General features: G+C 47.4%; 18 protein-coding genes. 1 reads left to right on the top strand and 17 read right to left on the bottom strand.

Features of this window, described 5'->3' with window-relative positions; all coding sequences use genetic code 11:
* Positions 1 to 648 precede the first annotated feature (648 nt).
* From SAPGRDRAFT_RS16490 to SAPGRDRAFT_RS16465, 6 genes are all read right to left on the bottom strand, one after another.
* Complete coding sequence (locus SAPGRDRAFT_RS16490) at positions 649 to 1164, bottom strand: hypothetical protein (protein WP_002660389.1); 516 nt, start codon at positions 1162 to 1164, stop codon at positions 649 to 651.
* Positions 1148 to 2014, bottom strand: a complete 867-nt coding sequence (locus tag SAPGRDRAFT_RS16485; RefSeq protein ID WP_002660387.1) for an SDR family oxidoreductase — start codon at positions 2012 to 2014, stop codon at positions 1148 to 1150. The genes SAPGRDRAFT_RS16490 and SAPGRDRAFT_RS16485 overlap by 17 nt, the downstream gene beginning before the upstream one ends.
* Positions 1998 to 3197, bottom strand: coding sequence for an exodeoxyribonuclease VII large subunit (gene xseA / locus SAPGRDRAFT_RS16480; protein WP_002660385.1), 1200 nt, complete (start codon positions 3195 to 3197; stop codon positions 1998 to 2000). Before xseA ends, SAPGRDRAFT_RS16485 begins: the two co-directional genes overlap by 17 nt.
* Before the next feature lie 261 nt (positions 3198 to 3458).
* Positions 3459 to 4619, bottom strand: coding sequence for a homogentisate 1,2-dioxygenase (locus SAPGRDRAFT_RS16475; protein WP_002660384.1), 1161 nt, complete (start codon positions 4617 to 4619; stop codon positions 3459 to 3461).
* Positions 4620 to 4638: 19 nt separating this feature from the next.
* On the bottom strand, positions 4639 to 5628 hold the full coding sequence (locus tag SAPGRDRAFT_RS16470) for a hypothetical protein (RefSeq protein WP_002660382.1): 990 nt from the start codon (positions 5626 to 5628) through the stop codon (positions 4639 to 4641).
* Positions 5629 to 5822: 194 nt separating this feature from the next.
* A complete protein-coding gene (locus tag SAPGRDRAFT_RS16465) occupies positions 5823 to 6665 on the bottom strand; it encodes an alpha/beta hydrolase family protein (RefSeq protein ID WP_002660381.1) in 843 nt (280 codons plus the stop codon).
* Between the two features lie 372 nt (positions 6666 to 7037).
* Between SAPGRDRAFT_RS16465 and SAPGRDRAFT_RS16455 the strand changes: the two genes are divergently transcribed.
* The gene (locus SAPGRDRAFT_RS16455) at positions 7038 to 8018 is read left to right on the top strand and encodes a polyprenyl synthetase family protein (RefSeq protein ID WP_002660378.1); all 981 of its coding nucleotides are present in this window, start codon (positions 7038 to 7040) and stop codon (positions 8016 to 8018) included.
* Positions 8019 to 8116: 98 nt separating this feature from the next.
* On the opposite strand, the gene SAPGRDRAFT_RS16450 is transcribed toward SAPGRDRAFT_RS16455, so the two are convergent.
* From SAPGRDRAFT_RS16450 to SAPGRDRAFT_RS16395, 11 genes are all read right to left on the bottom strand, one after another.
* Positions 8117 to 8488 (bottom strand): TM2 domain-containing protein, encoded by a 372-nt coding sequence (locus SAPGRDRAFT_RS16450; RefSeq protein ID WP_002660376.1) that lies wholly within the window; start codon positions 8486 to 8488, stop codon positions 8117 to 8119.
* A gap of 44 nt (positions 8489 to 8532) precedes the next feature.
* Positions 8533 to 9015 (bottom strand): hypothetical protein, encoded by a 483-nt coding sequence (locus SAPGRDRAFT_RS16445; RefSeq protein WP_002660375.1) that lies wholly within the window; start codon positions 9013 to 9015, stop codon positions 8533 to 8535.
* Positions 9016 to 9513: a hypothetical protein gene (locus SAPGRDRAFT_RS16440; protein ID WP_002660374.1), complete on the bottom strand. Its 498-nt coding sequence runs from the start codon at positions 9511 to 9513 to the stop codon at positions 9016 to 9018.
* A 17-nt stretch (positions 9514 to 9530) separates the two neighbouring features.
* Entirely contained in the window at positions 9531 to 10031 is a 501-nt protein-coding gene (locus SAPGRDRAFT_RS16435) for a hypothetical protein (protein WP_002660372.1), read from the bottom strand.
* Between the two features lie 341 nt (positions 10032 to 10372).
* Entirely contained in the window at positions 10373 to 10663 is a 291-nt protein-coding gene (locus SAPGRDRAFT_RS16425) for a DUF2752 domain-containing protein (RefSeq protein ID WP_002660370.1), read from the bottom strand.
* Complete coding sequence (locus SAPGRDRAFT_RS16420; RefSeq protein WP_002660368.1) at positions 10660 to 11145, bottom strand: YqiA/YcfP family alpha/beta fold hydrolase; 486 nt, start codon at positions 11143 to 11145, stop codon at positions 10660 to 10662. The genes SAPGRDRAFT_RS16425 and SAPGRDRAFT_RS16420 overlap by 4 nt, the downstream gene beginning before the upstream one ends.
* Before the next feature lie 4 nt (positions 11146 to 11149).
* Entirely contained in the window at positions 11150 to 11995 is an 846-nt protein-coding gene (locus SAPGRDRAFT_RS16415) for a hypothetical protein (protein ID WP_002660367.1), read from the bottom strand.
* A gap of 306 nt (positions 11996 to 12301) precedes the next feature.
* On the bottom strand, positions 12302 to 12682 hold the full coding sequence (locus SAPGRDRAFT_RS16410) for a hypothetical protein (RefSeq protein ID WP_002660365.1): 381 nt from the start codon (positions 12680 to 12682) through the stop codon (positions 12302 to 12304).
* Positions 12683 to 12686: 4 nt separating this feature from the next.
* Positions 12687 to 13094 carry an ExbD/TolR family protein gene (locus SAPGRDRAFT_RS16405; RefSeq protein ID WP_002660363.1) on the bottom strand — a complete coding sequence of 136 codons (408 nt, stop codon included), beginning with the start codon at positions 13092 to 13094 and terminating at the stop codon, positions 12687 to 12689.
* 23 nt (positions 13095 to 13117) lie between these two features.
* Entirely contained in the window at positions 13118 to 13537 is a 420-nt protein-coding gene (locus SAPGRDRAFT_RS16400) for an ExbD/TolR family protein (protein ID WP_002660361.1), read from the bottom strand.
* Positions 13538 to 13562: 25 nt separating this feature from the next.
* Positions 13563 to 14261 (bottom strand): MotA/TolQ/ExbB proton channel family protein, encoded by a 699-nt coding sequence (locus SAPGRDRAFT_RS16395; RefSeq protein WP_002660359.1) that lies wholly within the window; start codon positions 14259 to 14261, stop codon positions 13563 to 13565.
* Positions 14262 to 14378: the final 117 nt, after the last annotated feature.

The following is a 14378-nucleotide window of genomic DNA, read 5'->3' as shown; positions in this document are numbered from 1 at the left end:
GAGGGACTAATAGGCGGCTATGCTTACCGCCCTGGGCTGAAGCCCAGGGTTGTTACCTGAGCGAACTAGCGGACTAAAGTCCTTGTTCGCTTTTTCTACTTGTAGCTTTCCATTAAGCTTCAGCCCAAAACTACCCTGCCGCCAAAAGACGTTTTCTTTATCTCTCCTTTTTCAAAACTCCCAAGAAAAAGTTGAGGGACTAATATTGAAGTTTTGTGTCTGCCCTTTTTGCTGCCTAGGGACAAGCCTCTAGGCTAGCTTTTTCAGACAGCCCTCTGCGAGGGCCTTTGGATATGGGACTTCTCTCCAAAAGCAGATGAGCAAGGCCAGCTATATGAGCAGTTGAGGCCCTTTAGGGCTGACTCCATGGGGTTAGCCTAGGGGCTTGTCCCTAGGCGATGAATGGCAGGCGGCGAAGCCGCCATGGCCGAAGGCCAAACGGCCACAACAAGCCCTTTAGGGCGCAGTTCGACGACCAACGGGAGTAACCGATGTGCAGGGGTGGCCGAAGGCCAGACCAAGCGGGCGCAGCCCGCGCAGGGCCGAGCGAACAGCGAGCCGCGAAACGACAACAAGGACTTTAGTCCGCAGTTCGACGACCAACGGGAGTAACCGCCCGCCGAAGGCGGGAGGCCCCAAAAAACCTCCCTAACCCAATAAAAAGCCCACTAACTGCATCAATAAAACGCCTAAAAAGGCCAAACTGCCCAATTTACCGCCCACCCCCTTAAAATATGGGGCCGAAAAACCATACAATAAAGCGGTAAAGCTAGCGGCGGCAAGCATACTCAAATAGGGCCAAGAAAGTGGCAATTGACTCATGCCCAAAAAGCTGCCGCAATAAAGTGCTACGGCCCATTTTTGCTGAAAAAAATGATCGACCATTGCGCCTAAACAACCCACTAAAGCAGAGGCTATCACCACAGACACACCCAACTCTTGCTGTAAGGCCAAGGCCCCCAAGGCCCCAACTATAATTGCCAAACTATCGGCCCAATCTAGACGGCCCAACTCCAGTACCCGATGATGACTGAGATAATAGGCCAATACTAACAAGATCCAAATAGGCCACAAAAAAAAGGCTTCTTCTCCAATCATGGCCCCCAAAAAGGCCGAATGCCCCAAGCCCAAAACCAATAAGCTGCCCTTAGTCCAAAATCCCATATTCCTCTATTTTGCCCCAATCCATAGAACGCGCCCAAATTTGTTCGGCCAAAGCCCGATCCTGCGCCAAGACAGAAGGCTGCTCCGCTCCCTTGGGCGTAAAATATTGCCCCTCAATGAGCAAGTATTCATCAGCAGTTAGTAATTGGAGGATTTGCTGGCCAACCTGCTCCGGCTGCCGCATAAAACGCTCCAAATGACGATACAAAAAGGCCGTAAAGCCTTTTCCCTCTTGCGAAAAATTAGTATTCACAACTCCCGGATGTAAGGCATTGACGCCAAAACCATCCGGACCAAAACGCTGGGCCAATTGCTGCGTAAAATAGAGGTTGAATAACTTGCTCAAGCCATACTGATAAAAACGACCAAAGCGCTTTTCTCCCTGCAAATTGTCTAGCTCTAACTTTCGAACCAGTTTGTGGGCCGAAGAAGAAAGATTTAATATTTGCTTGCGCTCTCCAGCTCGAAGCAAGCCCATTAGCTGATGGGTGAGCAGAAAATAGCCCATATGGTTGAGCGCAATATGCTGCTCAAGACCATCTAAACTCAATCGGCGCTTAGGAAAAATAGCCCCCGCATTGTTAATCAAGATGTCTAGTTTGGGATAGCTTTCTCTAGCATATTGGCCAACTTTCCGAATCGATTCTTGATCAGATAAATCAGCCAATAAGAGGTCAATTTTGGGGTTTTGACTAGCCTGGGCAATAGCCCGCATAGCCGCCTCTCCCTTTTCTGGATTTCGGCAAAGTAGGACCAAATGCGCCCCTTCTTTGGCCAAGGCCAAGGCCGCCGCATATCCAATGCCCGAACTGGCCCCAGTGACCAAGGCAATACTATCCTTCAGTTTCATCTTCTATTGCTTCTATATTGATGCGAATCCATTTGCTGCCGTCTTTTAGAGCTAGGCGCAGTCGCTGCCCATCCTGCAAATCGGTCCAACTATGAATAATTTGGCCCTCTTCATTGCTCAATTGAGCAAAACCGCGTTTCCAAGCTTTGTCTGGAGATAAGAGCTCCAACTGCTTATCAAAATGCTCTAGTTGCTTTTGGGCCAAACGCAAGCGCTCTTGGCTACTCAAACGCAAACGGCTGTGCAATTGCTCTAAACGCAGCTCCTCTCGACGGATATGCCCTTGTACGCTAGTCCGCAGCTCTTGCTGTAAAAGGGCCAGCTGCTGCTCGGCCAAAAATAATTGATGGACCAAAAAGTCGGCAACTGCCGTAGGGGTTTTTAAGGCCGTATGAGCCACCAAATCGGCTAGACTTTCGTCAATATCATGGCCAATTCCCGTCAGCACGGGCAGGCTGCACTGCGCCAAATCTCGGCAAAGCTCATAGTCGTTAAAGCCATAGAGGTCTAGTTTGGCCCCTCCTCCACGGATGAGGACCACACAATCAAAACGGTCTTCTTGTTCCTCAATTTCTCGAATCTGTTCCCGAATTTCCTTTTGCATTTGCTGGCCCTGCATGGCCGCCTGAAATAATTCGGTCCGAAAAGCATAGCGCTGACTATTGGCATTGAGCTGTTCCAAAAAGTCTTGCAAACCCGCCGCTTCCTTAGACGAGATAATGGCAATTCGCTGCGGCAAATGAGGCAGCTCCAAGCCCTTGTTTAGCTCAATTAAATGCTCTTGTTCTAGGCGTTTGAGGTTGTTGAGCCGGCCCAACTCCAATTGGCCAATGCTAAAAGAAGCATCTAGGTCCAAAATTTCTAAACTAAAGCCATATTGCTCACTAAAATGAGCTTGGACCTTAATGAGGACCTCCTGGCCCTCTCGCATGATGCTCCAAAAGGTATCGCCTAGCTTTTTGCTAATCCGATGCCGACTACTGGCATATAGCAGGGCCTTGGCCTTGGCTTTTGGGCGCTGCTCTTCCTGCTCAATCAAATTGAGGTAGTAAATCGAACGATTCTTTTTTAATTGAGCAATTTCGGCCCGCAACCAAAGCGGCTGAGGCAAGTTTAGACTGACCAAACGCCGCAAATGCTGCATTAGGTCAAATAAACCCAGTTGTTGACTTTCTGGAACCATAGTTATTTGTTTAGCAATTTTGGACCTAGAAGCGGGCGCAGCCCGCTGGCTGAGGGATGGATAAGGGTGGCCGAAGGCCAGACCGAGCTTTTTGAGCAAAGCGAAAAAAGCGATGGGCCGAGCAGACCTGCGAGCCCTGACACAGCCCGACCCGAGCAATAATTCATGAGGGTTTTAACCCTCATTTTGTATAAGCTCGCAAAGCGATGCCGCTTTGCGCTGGGTTTCAACCCGGCGGAAGGGGCAGCCCCAAATCCTATTCTAATCCTCTGTTAACCAACTTTTGTAATAATCGCCCTGCTCAATGGCAAAGGCTTCTTCTGTCATATAAAGTGGGCGGAAAGTATCCACCATCACCGCTAATTCTAGGGTTTCTTTGGCCCCAATACTCTTCTCGATAGTGCCCGGATGTGGACCGTGGGGAATGCCCGCCGGATGCAAACTAATCATCCCTCTTTCGACATGTTTACGGCTCATAAAATCGCCATCCACATAATAGAGCAACTCATCGCTATCAATATTGCTGTGGTTGTAGGGGGCCGGAATCGCCTGCGGATGATAATCGAACAAACGAGGCACAAAAGAGCAGATCACAAAACCGCGGCTACCAAAGGTTTGGTGCACGGGAGGCGGCTGATGAATGCGGCCCGTGATGGGCTCAAAATCGTGAATCGAAAAGGCGTAGGGATAGCAATATCCGTCCCAGCCCACGGCATCAAAAGGATGATTGAGGTAGGTGTAGGGATAAATAATGTCCTGTTTTTTGATAAAAAACTTGAATTCGCCCTGCTCATCATGGGTTTGCAAATCTTGCGGTTTGCGAATATCTCGCTCGCAGAAAGGCGCATGCTCGGCTAGTTGGCCAAACTCATTGCGGTAGCGTTTGGGGGTGCGAATGGGCGAATAAGATTCAACGATCAGCAAGCGATTGTTTTCCTCCTCAAAATCAATCTGATAAGTCGTTCCACGCGGAATAATCAGATAGTCGCCATAGCCAAAGGGAATTTGCCCATAAAGGGTTTTGAGTACGCCCTTACCCTCATGCACAAAAATCATTTCGTCGGCATCGGCATTCTTAAAAAAGTAGTCGGTTAAGGACTGTTTGGGGGCGGCCAAAATCACCTTACAATCTTCATTGGCCAAAATCACCTTGCGGCTTTTCAAATAATCGGCCTCAGGCTGTACCTCAAAGCCCATCAGGCAGCGGGGCTTGAGCTGATTGTCCTTTTTTAGTTTTGGGGCCACCGAATAAGGCTCGCCCAACTGCTTAATTTGGGTGGGCGGATAAAGGTGATAAATATTGGAGTAAATATCTGAAAAACCCTCGGTAGAAAAGAGTTCTTCTTGGTACAAACTGCCGTCCTCTTTGCGAAATTGAGTATGGCGTTTGGGCGGAATTTTTCCGAGTTGGTAATAATGCATAGTTGAGATTTTTGTCAGTTTATTCTTCTACGGCCACTTTTTCGAGCAAGCGAACAATATCGTCCAAAGCTTTGGGATAGCTCAAATATTGTTGTTTGGCATCGGGGCCGGCATAAATGGGCAGCATCACAATTTTGCGGCCCTTATGCCCTCTACTAATGGCCAAACTGAGGGTCACCGGCCTAGGCGTTTCCTTGAGGCGGTCCATACAATTGGCCGTTTGGCAGGGGTAAATTTGTTCCCACTCAAAAAACCCTTTTTTTTCTATATACGCAACCAATTGCTCGAGTTCTGCCGGAGAAATCTGCGATTCCCAAAGCCGCAAGCCCTGCTGTTCGTTTTGCAATTTGCGTTTTACCAAGCCCTCTGAGTTGATTGTCAATTGGTTTTTGCGCACAAAATCGGGTGGACCATAAAATCCGCCGCCCACCAATTCAATTTCAAATTTTGGGGTGGTATCCAAAGGCGAATCTGGGCGAATTTGGCCCTTTTTGCCCGCTTTTGGAATCCGCCGCTTGCCGGGCTCATCCTTGAGGTAGCGATAAGGATGCGGATCGCTGCCCATAATCGTCCGCTCGACGACCGCCTCTGGATATTGGCCCAAATCATAGCGAAAAAAAGGCGTTTCGGCCTCGCTCATCCGTATAAAATGGTACTGATAGCGGCCCTCTCCCCCATTCAACTCAAACTCCAAAACCAGATGTTGCGCATTATAATTGGCCACTTTCCAATGCTCTACCTGCGAAAAATTATAATAGAGTTTGTCAAAAGGAGCCGCCAAACGCCAACGGTCCTTGCTCAAGGCCCCATTGAGGTAGGTATGCACCGTTTCATCATACTTAAACCAGACAAAATGCTGGTACTCCTCCTCGGCCCGAAAAAGCACATCCTGACTTTCGGCCTCGCAGGCATAACTAAATTTCCAACGGCTATTAGTAAAGGCTTTTGGCCAAGTTTGGGCCATAATGGAACTGCTCAGAAGCAGCAAAAAAAGGGTGAGTATTTTCATGATCGCTGGTTTTAATCGGGGCCTTTTTCTGAATGACTTTCTGCTGTTTTTTGGGGCCTCCTGCCTGCGGCAGGCGCTACGTTTCGCAGCTCGCAGCTCTGCTCGGCCCTGCGGCGGCTTTGCCGCCTGGGTCTGGCCTACGGCCACTGCTGCACATCGCTAGGCCGGTCGTCGCTTCGCTCCTCCCCAAGGACCTAAAGCTTGGCCAAAAAGCCAAGGCAAGCCTGCAGCAATTTTTGGCTATGCGGGGGCAGCTCGGCTCCTGCGGCAAAAGGGTGGCGACCGCCAAAAACATGGTCGGCCCCTTCAATAATCTGCAATTCTGCTTTGGGAGAATGTTCATCTAAATAATGGGCTGAAGTGAGGGAAACTGCTGGGTCTTGGCTGCCATGTACAATTAAATGGGGACAAGATAAGTCGGCTAATTTTGGTCCAAGGCAAAAGGCCTCTTCATGGGCCTTAAAGTCTTCATAAAGTTGATAATCGAGGGGCATATTTTGCTTGGTTCGTCCATTTCGGATAAACTGCCGTCCTTCTTTTTTCCAATGGGCCAAAAAGGCTTGATCTTGCCAGGCATAATCTAGTTCATGTACGCTGGCCCAACTAATGAGTGCTTTGGCCCCTCTTTTTAGGGCCGTTAGGGCGGCAATGGGGCCGCCTCGGCTGTGGCCGATGAGGACAGGAGTGGTCTTTTGGATGGGCCAATCGCTTTTTTGGACAAAATCGAGTACGGCCTCAAAATCAAAGCATTCTTTGCTATAATTATTTTGGCCAAAGGCCTCTAGGTCCTCAAAATCAATTAGATTTGGCCCTAGGCCATTATGCGAAAAATTAAATTTGAGGAAAGCATAGCCCGCTTGCGCAAAGGCCTCGGCTAGGGCGTTCCAATGGCCCCAATCCTTAAAGCCCTTAAAACCATGGGCAAAAATGAGCAGCGGCCAGCCCGCTTTGGGCGCCCTGGCGTTCGGAAAACTAATATCTAGGGCCAATTGGCGGCCAGCGGCGGCTGGAATCCAAGCCGTTTTCTTCTCTATCATGTTCTAGTTGTTCTTAAGTAATTGGATAATTTTGGAGTGGGAAAATCGGCCCACGGCAGGCCTTGGCCTGCAACGGCTGAGGGATGGATAGCAGTGGCCGAAGGCCAGACCCAGCTTTTTGAGCGTAGCGAAAAAAGCGCAGGGCCGAGCGAACAGCGAGCTGCGACACAGCCCGACCCGCCTGCAAGGCGGGGCAGCCCCAAAACTTAACTAAAAATAATGAAATCTTGCTGAAGTTGGGCATTTTCAGAGAAAGCTGTTCCACTTGCTTGAAGTTCTTTGTATTTTTGCAAAAAATAGGGGGCTGGCTCATCTTTTTAGGGCGGTTCTTGTTCTTATAAAAACGATATTTTTGACACTAGATAGTAGCCCATGAAGACCTTGATGAGTTTGAACCAGATAAAAGCCCCAATTGCCGAAGAGCTAAAGACCTTTGAGGGGGTATTTGAGGAGGAATTGCGTTCGCAGGTTTCTTTATTAGATACCATTATGCGCTTTGTGGTCAAGCGGAAGGGCAAGCAGGTGCGGCCTTTATTTATTTTCCTATCGGCCAAAATTTGCGGTGAAATTGGGGAGATGAGTTATCATGCGGCCTCTTTGATTGAGATGTTGCATACGGCCTCTTTGATCCATGATGATGTGGTGGATGATTCTATGCAGCGCCGTGGATTTTTCTCGCTCAATGCGCTTTGGGGCAATAAAGTGGCGGTATTGATTGGCGATTATATGTTGGCCAAGGGGCTTTTGCTTTCTTTAAAAAATGAAGCTTATAATTTGCTACAAATCAGCTCCAATGCGATAAAAGAAATGAGTGAGGGCGAGCTTTTGCAGATTGAAAAAGCACGTCGTTTAGACATCAAGGAGGAGGTTTATTATGAGATTATCCGTAAGAAAACGGCTTCTTTGATTGCGGCGGCCTGTGCTTTGGGGGCGGCCTCTGTGGGGGCCAGTGAGGAAGAAATTGAGCGCATGCATTTGCTGGGCGAAAAAATTGGCATCGCCTTTCAGATTCGCGATGATTTATTTGATTTTGGCGATGGCGATGCGGGCAAGCCGCAGGGCAATGATATTCAGGAGAAAAAGATGACCTTGCCTTTGATTCACGCCTTGAACACGACCGATAAAAAGACCAGAAATTATATGATCAATATTATTAAAAATGAAAACACCAACCCCAAGAAAATACAGGAAGTAACAGATTTTGTCTTGCAAAGTCCGGGCATTGCCTACACTCGTCAGAAAATGTATGATTATCAGGAGGAGGCTATAGCATTAATAAGAGCGTTTCCCGCATCGGAGGCGAGAGACGCTCTAGAAGGTTTGGTCCGTTTTGTAACGGAGCGCAAAAAGTAGGCATTTAGCGGGGCGGGGGCGATCATAACAGCCCAAGCCCCATAGTTGAGGCGGGCCTTATTGCCATTCCAACTTAATTCTCTATAATTGGCGGTAAATTAAAAGACCACTCCACCGCCGCCATGCAAACTGCCATAAATCTCATCGGCAATTTTGCGGTTGTGTTCCCAGGCCATACTTTTATAATTGATTGCGTCAATGATGTTACCAATCATACAAAGTCCACCGGTTAGTAAATAAAGGATGCCCATACCGATTTGGCCCATCATAAAACGATGAATGCCCGAAATGCCGGCAAAAGGCGCTCCAATAGAAAAGGCCAACAAAAGAATGGGGTCCATTCTTCGTCCCTTATAAATGCGTAAAAAGCTCTTGCGATCAGCATCATCCATATCGTGAATAATGCCCGCCAAATATTCAATTTCTGCGGATTCTGCTTTAGGTAGCAGGACCATAATATCTTTTCTCATGGGAATGTTTTGTTTTAAAATGATTTCTGTGCCAAAAGATGCAACTAATTTTCTTCTTGCGCAACAAAGTCTTCTAAAAGTTGTAGTTCTCTGGGGTTGAGTGGCAGCCAAACCGTGGTCCATTGCCCTTCTTCAAAGTACAAGCGGTCCAACTTTTTGCCCGTATAAATATAGCCAATTTTCATTTGATCAAAAATTTTGGAATGCTGCATGCCTCCCATACGGTTAAAGAGCTCTTTGGTCATTTTCTCATTATGATTAACATAAAGTTTTGGCTCGCCCAGCTCAAACAACAGCTCCTCGCCTTCTAGTTTCCAACTTCCTTCTACAACGGTAAAATACTTTCCACCGCCCGGAATTTCATTTTTGCTATAGCGCTTAAAGCTATGGTCTTTTTCTAGGATCAAATAAGAGTCGGTGCCCAAGCGGCTTTGCATCCAGCCCCCAATCAGACTTTCCTCCGATTGGTCAAAAGAAGGCCCACAAGAAAATAGCGCTAGGCATAAAATAATCGCTAAATATCGCATCTAGAGTTCGGTTTTTTTGCTGTGGTCTTTACGAAATTGTTCCATTTCCTGAATTTCACTGCCGCTGGCGGGCTTCCAGCCCACTCCATCCAATTGCAGTTTGTCATTTTTTTGGCCTGTACAAGAAAAACTGACCTCTTGGTCCTCCAAAGCTTCCATATTCAGCTCTGGGGCCATCAATTCAATGGCTTTTTCAATGGTTTTTGCGCTGCCTTCTGTCGCAATTTCGGGCACTCCCTTATACTCAATGCGCAACTCCTCCTTTTCTAAGCTCCAGCTTCCTCTAGCCACCATCAGCGCCTTACCGCCCATCGGAATATTAACCTGAATATAATTGGTTACGCTATGGTCGGCCCCAAATTCCATATAATTTTTAGAGACCAAAGTCACTTGCTTCCATTTCCCCACGACCTGCCGCTCGGCATCGCTCAACAAAAGGCTACAACTGCTCAATAAAAAGAGCAAAATAAAAGAAAAACTGTAGGTTACTACTTTCATAAATGTTTATTATTTAATTATTTATGTTCTTTTAAAAAATCTTCAAGCAAATCAACATTAGCCTGGCTATAAGGACGGAGGGCCTCTCCTCCTCCTATCATTAAATCCCCCTCCTCTGTAATTTCATAGGGCTGATCCGTAGCAAAATCCTCTTCCAAACCCTTCAAAAAATCATCCCGCATTTCATTTATTTTCATCCGCATAGCGGTATTCATCAATGCCGAATTGACCGCTATTTCTGGAGGATCTTTTTTATCGAAGCGCAAAGATAACTTTCCATCAGTCAGCTCCCAATTCATCTTCACCTTCATAAGAAATTCACCCGTAAATAGATTCGAATAAAAAAAGTAAAAGTTTGCCTGATGATTGGGATTCAATTGTAGACAGAATCTGGCCCCATCCTCCTCTATTCCCCAATTTCCCAACAGCTGCTGCTCTTCCTGAGAAGGCTGAAAAAGACAGGTTGCTACAGTAATAACAAGCAGAACAAGTACACTAATTTTAACTAAGGTCTTCATATTTTGAATGGGTTGTTTTTCTTTGGGGCTGCCCCGCCCTGCGGGCGGGTCGGGCTGTTTCAGGGCTCGCAGGTCTGCTCGGCCCTTCGCTTTTTTTCGCTACGCTCAAAAAGCTCGGTCTGGCCTTTGGCCACCCTTGTCCATCCCTCAGCCAGATTTAATCGCGCTGCTTTGGCTATAGTTTGCTATGATTTTTTGGCTAGGCCAGCTATTTTTTAAGGGCATAGCCTTCGCTATGGTCGATAAAAATAGAGCCGACTAGCGAGAAATTGCTGCAAACTATAAAAGTGAGTGCGTTTAAATCTGGCTATTGCCTTCGGGCCTGCTCGCTGCAAAAGGAGCTAATTTTTCCGGGCCAGGCGAATGAGTCGATAAATGCGGTGCAAAAGGATAGCAATAGCGGGCAAACCCAAAGGGTGCATTTCCCAAGATTTGGCCAAATTGCCTTGCAGTGCAAAGGCTACCGATCGGCCCAAACCACAGCCCCAACAGCTATCAAAACCAATAGCTCGATAAACACAAATACTAAAGTGTTCTATAGCATCGGGTTGGGCAAAGAGGGCCAAATAGATTAGCGCAAATAACCAAACAGCTAATTCAAAATAGCTACGAAAAAGTTTCCGAAGGATCACAATAATCTTAAAATTTCTTTAACGCCCTGCTGAAAAAAAGGCAGGGGCGTCCGATGTCCATGCTCGCCCCAAAGGTAATGTAGCTGCTCTTTTTTGGACCAATTGGCGGCCAAAAAGGCTTGGCTGCTAGTTGGCGCAATCAAGGGGTCATTTTGGCCAAAGGCCAAAAGCAACAAAGGCGTTTTTTCTCCTGTATGATCGGCCTTTACCTTTACGGAACGTACGCCCAAGGCGGGATTAAATAACAATGCGGGAAGATCTAGCAAACGAGCCAAATGATAGGCAAAATAGCCGCCCATACTGCTCCCTACTAAGAGCCCTATTTCTTGCTCTAGCACTGCTTTTTTGGTCATTTCAAATAAAAGGGGCTGGCTTTTATATGGCATGGGTGGCGCCCAAACCTGATGGCCCTCTGCTTGGAGCCAGTTGGGTTTGGGGCCACCCACCTTAGATTCTAGCCCATGGAAATAGGCAATTTTCATCTGCTTATTTTTGGACAATGCTCATGGTAATTACGCCCTTGGCCTTAAAGCCCTTATCAGAAGGATCGTATTTTCTTTTGAGCGCACATTTTTCTAGTAAATCAATTTCTACCGCCTTGGTAAACTGCGCATTTTGAGGAAAATCCTTTACGCTAGCCATCTTGGCCTCAATTACATTTCCCTGAGGATCTACCAAGATTTCAATATAAGCGGTACGGTTACCCGACTCAAACTGAGAGAGCTGATTGGCGCTCAATTCACAATTACAAGAACTTTGGCAATTTCGGCCAGCGCCCAATTCTCCTGTGCCTTCGCCTTCTTTTCCTTTGCCAATTCCGCCTAGGTCATCTTTTTTTCCGGCGGGAGTTCCTTGCTGGCCGGGGCCTGTTTTGTTTCCATTTCCAGTACCTGGAAAACTAGGCGTATAGGTATTAGAAGAGCTAGATGAAGAGGAAGAAGAATTATTGGTATTGGTATTTTCGCTAGGCGTATTTTGGGGTGGTGTTGGCGTAGGTTCTGTTTTCACGGCCTCCGACTCCATATTGTCATCCGTTTGGACCTCCTCAATTTCTTGGGTAGTTGGCGTAGGATTATTTTCCTCTTGGGGTTGAGGATCTGTAGTGGGCGTAGGATTTTCGGAAGCGCTACCGCCTGCAATTTGAACATTACCAAAAGAGGCTTCTAGTCCACCTGCCTCCTTGAGCGGATATTCATAGCTAAAGAACCGCCAAAAAATAAGCGTGAGCAGGAGAATCAGAAAGACCAGGGCTCCAATGCGGGCGATATTTCGGTCTTTGCTTTGGCTCAGATGATCTGCGCCGGGTTGAAATTCCATTTCTTGAGTAGACATAAGGCTAGATTTTCTAGATAATTTGTTGTTGGGCCAATTTCTGCGTTTAGGGGCGAGCGCAGCGAGCCGGCCTAGCGATGTGCAAGGGTGGCCGCAGGCCAGACCGAAGCGCTGCAAGCGCTGAAGGGCCGAGCGAACAGCGAGCCCTGAAACGACAACAAGGCCGTTAGGCCGCAGTTTGACGACCGAAGGGAGTAACCGCCGACGACCGAAGGGAGGCGACAACAAGGCTGCAAGCCGCAGTTCGACGACCAACGGGAGTAACGCCCCAAAACAACATACTATATAATATAGGCCGCTAAAAAATTAGTTCCTCGGCAGGGTGTAGAGTTGCAGATCGGCCTGTTCGAAGGCGTTGGCGACCTGAATGAGGGGGGCGATCTCTTGGGCGGTTGCTTTGGGCGGCAAATAAAAGTGAATTTGCATATTGGGGTTGAGATCTTGGTAGCGCTCGACCTTTTGTCGAAGCTTGGGGGCAAAGCCCTCAAAATCTACGGTATCTCCTTGGACCCAATAGCGGCCCTGCGGCAGGCATTCGACTCTGAGAATGGTCGTTTTATAGCTTTGCAGCAGGGCTTGGGTAAAGAGGTAGAAAAAGCCCCCCATTCCTAAGATGACCAAAAGGAGCAAATAGATGCGCCAGGAAGACAATTTTTGCTGGGCAAGGTTTTGTCGGAATCTGGGCATAGGGCTATAATCGGGTGGCCAAAATCATTTTGACGCCTACATCATTGAGGGCATCGACTACCGAAACTAGGGTTTGGGCATCGACCTTAGGATGTACATCTAGGATGACGGTCACATCGCCAGCGGTTCGGCCATCGGCGAGGACATATTGGCCAACTTTGGCTTTGAGGGCGGGAATATCCACCTTAAGTTGATTAAATCGAATTTCCTTACTTTCATTGACCACAATAATTGCGGGTTTATTGGAGGAAATTGGTTTGGAGCGGCTGGAGTTGGGCAACTTGAGGTTGATCGCTGTCGGGTTGACCAGAGAAGAGGTCAGCATAAAGAAAATCAACAACAAGAAGATAATATCGGTCAGCGAGGACATATTAAACTCGGCCGAAACCTCTGTACGTTTTTTCAGTCCCATAATAAATTGGAGCTTTTGAGGCCTTAAGGATCGGTGGCCAAGATGAGGCGAGCCTTATGTTTATTGCTCAGCGCCATAATTTCGACGATGGTGCTAGTAGGCTCGTTTTTGTCTAAATTGAGGACAATAGTCACCTCGGTTTTGATTCCTTTTTGACGATTCTTTTCTCTTTCCTCGATAATCCGGAGTTCCATTCGGCGGTCCAAATTTTCTTTAGTGACCAGCTCCGACTCTATAAAATACTCGCCTTCGGGGGTAACCGAAAGGGCAATATTTTGGGGAGAGGGCGTGGTACTGCTTGAAATTGGGCGATCGAGGTTTTTGAGATTGGGGCTCGTCAGGCTAGAAGTAAGCATAAAAAAGATGAGCAGCAGGAAGATGATATCGGTGAGGGAAGACATATTGAATTCTGCCGATACCGAGCTGCGTTTACTGAGTCCCATAAGCTAAAAGGTTTTGCTCAGGGGCCTAGGCTGGCTCCTGTAGTAGGTCCATAAATTCAACGGTGGCGGCTTCCATCTTAAAGATGACGCGGCCCATGCTTGCGATTAGTGAGTTATAGCCGATGAAGGCGATAATTCCGACAAAAAGACCAAAAGCGGTAGTAATTAGGGCTTGGTAAATACCGCCTGCTAGGGCTTCTGTACTTACATCTCCGCCGGCCATATTCATAAAAGAGAGAATCATTCCGGTAACGGTACCAAAAAAGCCAATCATGGGAGCGGCACCAGAAATGGTGGCCAAAGTAGAGAGGCGTTTTTCGAGTTGGAAGATTTCTAGGTTACCTACATTTTCTACGGCGGCATTGATATCCTCTAGGGGTTTGCCGATACGTTGTAGGCCTTTGGCCACCAAACGAGCTACGGGCGTATTGGTTTGGCGGCAAAGCGCTAGGGCCGATTCTACGTCTCCGGTTTGTACAAAGCCGCGAATTTGGGCCATAAAATTTTCGTCTAGATCACCTGCTCGCTTAATGGTAAGATAGCGCTCGATGAGGATATAAACGGCCATAACGGCTAATAGGAGCAGAATCACTGCAATGACAACCCCAATAGGGCCACCCGAAAAAATGACCTCAATGAGGGAAAAGCTTACCTCTTCAGGAACTACTTCGCCGCCATCGGTGGCTGTAGTCGTAGGGTCTTGAAACAGAAAGAATGGAAACATAATCTGCCAGTAGATTTAGGGTTAAAAATCGGTATGATAGGCTAGGAAGCTAGCAATTTTAGCAATAATAAATAATATTTCGACAAGAAAAAGGCTTTGAAGGTTTAATTTCTATTT

Origin of the sequence: Saprospira grandis DSM 2844, assembly GCF_000275825.1 — a bacterium.
GTDB classification, from domain to species: Bacteria; Bacteroidota; Bacteroidia; order Chitinophagales; family Saprospiraceae; genus Saprospira; species Saprospira grandis_A.
Note: the sequence above shows the minus strand (reverse complement) of the source record. Positions and strands in the feature narration are given on the sequence as shown.

Bases quoted from the DNA above. Each gene is read 5' to 3' on its own strand.
- SAPGRDRAFT_RS16410 (WP_002660365.1), bottom strand. From the start codon at position 12,682: ATGCCCAGATTCCGACAAAACCTTGCCCAGCAAAAATTGTCTTCCTGG.
- SAPGRDRAFT_RS16445 (WP_002660375.1), bottom strand. From the start codon at position 9,015: ATGCGATATTTAGCGATTATTTTATGCCTAGCGCTATTTTCTTGTGGG.
- SAPGRDRAFT_RS16395 (WP_002660359.1), bottom strand. From the start codon at position 14,261: ATGTTTCCATTCTTTCTGTTTCAAGACCCTACGACTACAGCCACCGAT.
- SAPGRDRAFT_RS16400 (WP_002660361.1), bottom strand. From the start codon at position 13,537: ATGGGACTCAGTAAACGCAGCTCGGTATCGGCAGAATTCAATATGTCT.
- SAPGRDRAFT_RS16470 (WP_002660382.1), bottom strand. From the start codon at position 5,628: ATGAAAATACTCACCCTTTTTTTGCTGCTTCTGAGCAGTTCCATTATG.
- SAPGRDRAFT_RS16440 (WP_002660374.1), bottom strand. From the start codon at position 9,513: ATGAAAGTAGTAACCTACAGTTTTTCTTTTATTTTGCTCTTTTTATTG.
- SAPGRDRAFT_RS16435 (WP_002660372.1), bottom strand. From the start codon at position 10,031: ATGAAGACCTTAGTTAAAATTAGTGTACTTGTTCTGCTTGTTATTACT.
- xseA (WP_002660385.1), bottom strand. From the start codon at position 3,197: ATGGTTCCAGAAAGTCAACAACTGGGTTTATTTGACCTAATGCAGCAT.
- SAPGRDRAFT_RS16465 (WP_002660381.1), bottom strand. From the start codon at position 6,665: ATGATAGAGAAGAAAACGGCTTGGATTCCAGCCGCCGCTGGCCGCCAA.
- SAPGRDRAFT_RS16450 (WP_002660376.1), bottom strand. From the start codon at position 8,488: ATGAGAAAAGATATTATGGTCCTGCTACCTAAAGCAGAATCCGCAGAA.
- SAPGRDRAFT_RS16485 (WP_002660387.1), bottom strand. From the start codon at position 2,014: ATGAAACTGAAGGATAGTATTGCCTTGGTCACTGGGGCCAGTTCGGGC.
- SAPGRDRAFT_RS16475 (WP_002660384.1), bottom strand. From the start codon at position 4,619: ATGCATTATTACCAACTCGGAAAAATTCCGCCCAAACGCCATACTCAA.
- SAPGRDRAFT_RS16490 (WP_002660389.1), bottom strand. From the start codon at position 1,164: ATGGGATTTTGGACTAAGGGCAGCTTATTGGTTTTGGGCTTGGGGCAT.
- SAPGRDRAFT_RS16420 (WP_002660368.1), bottom strand. From the start codon at position 11,145: ATGAAAATTGCCTATTTCCATGGGCTAGAATCTAAGGTGGGTGGCCCC.
- SAPGRDRAFT_RS16405 (WP_002660363.1), bottom strand. From the start codon at position 13,094: ATGGGACTGAAAAAACGTACAGAGGTTTCGGCCGAGTTTAATATGTCC.
- SAPGRDRAFT_RS16455 (WP_002660378.1), top strand. From the start codon at position 7,038: ATGAAGACCTTGATGAGTTTGAACCAGATAAAAGCCCCAATTGCCGAA.
- SAPGRDRAFT_RS16415 (WP_002660367.1), bottom strand. From the start codon at position 11,995: ATGTCTACTCAAGAAATGGAATTTCAACCCGGCGCAGATCATCTGAGC.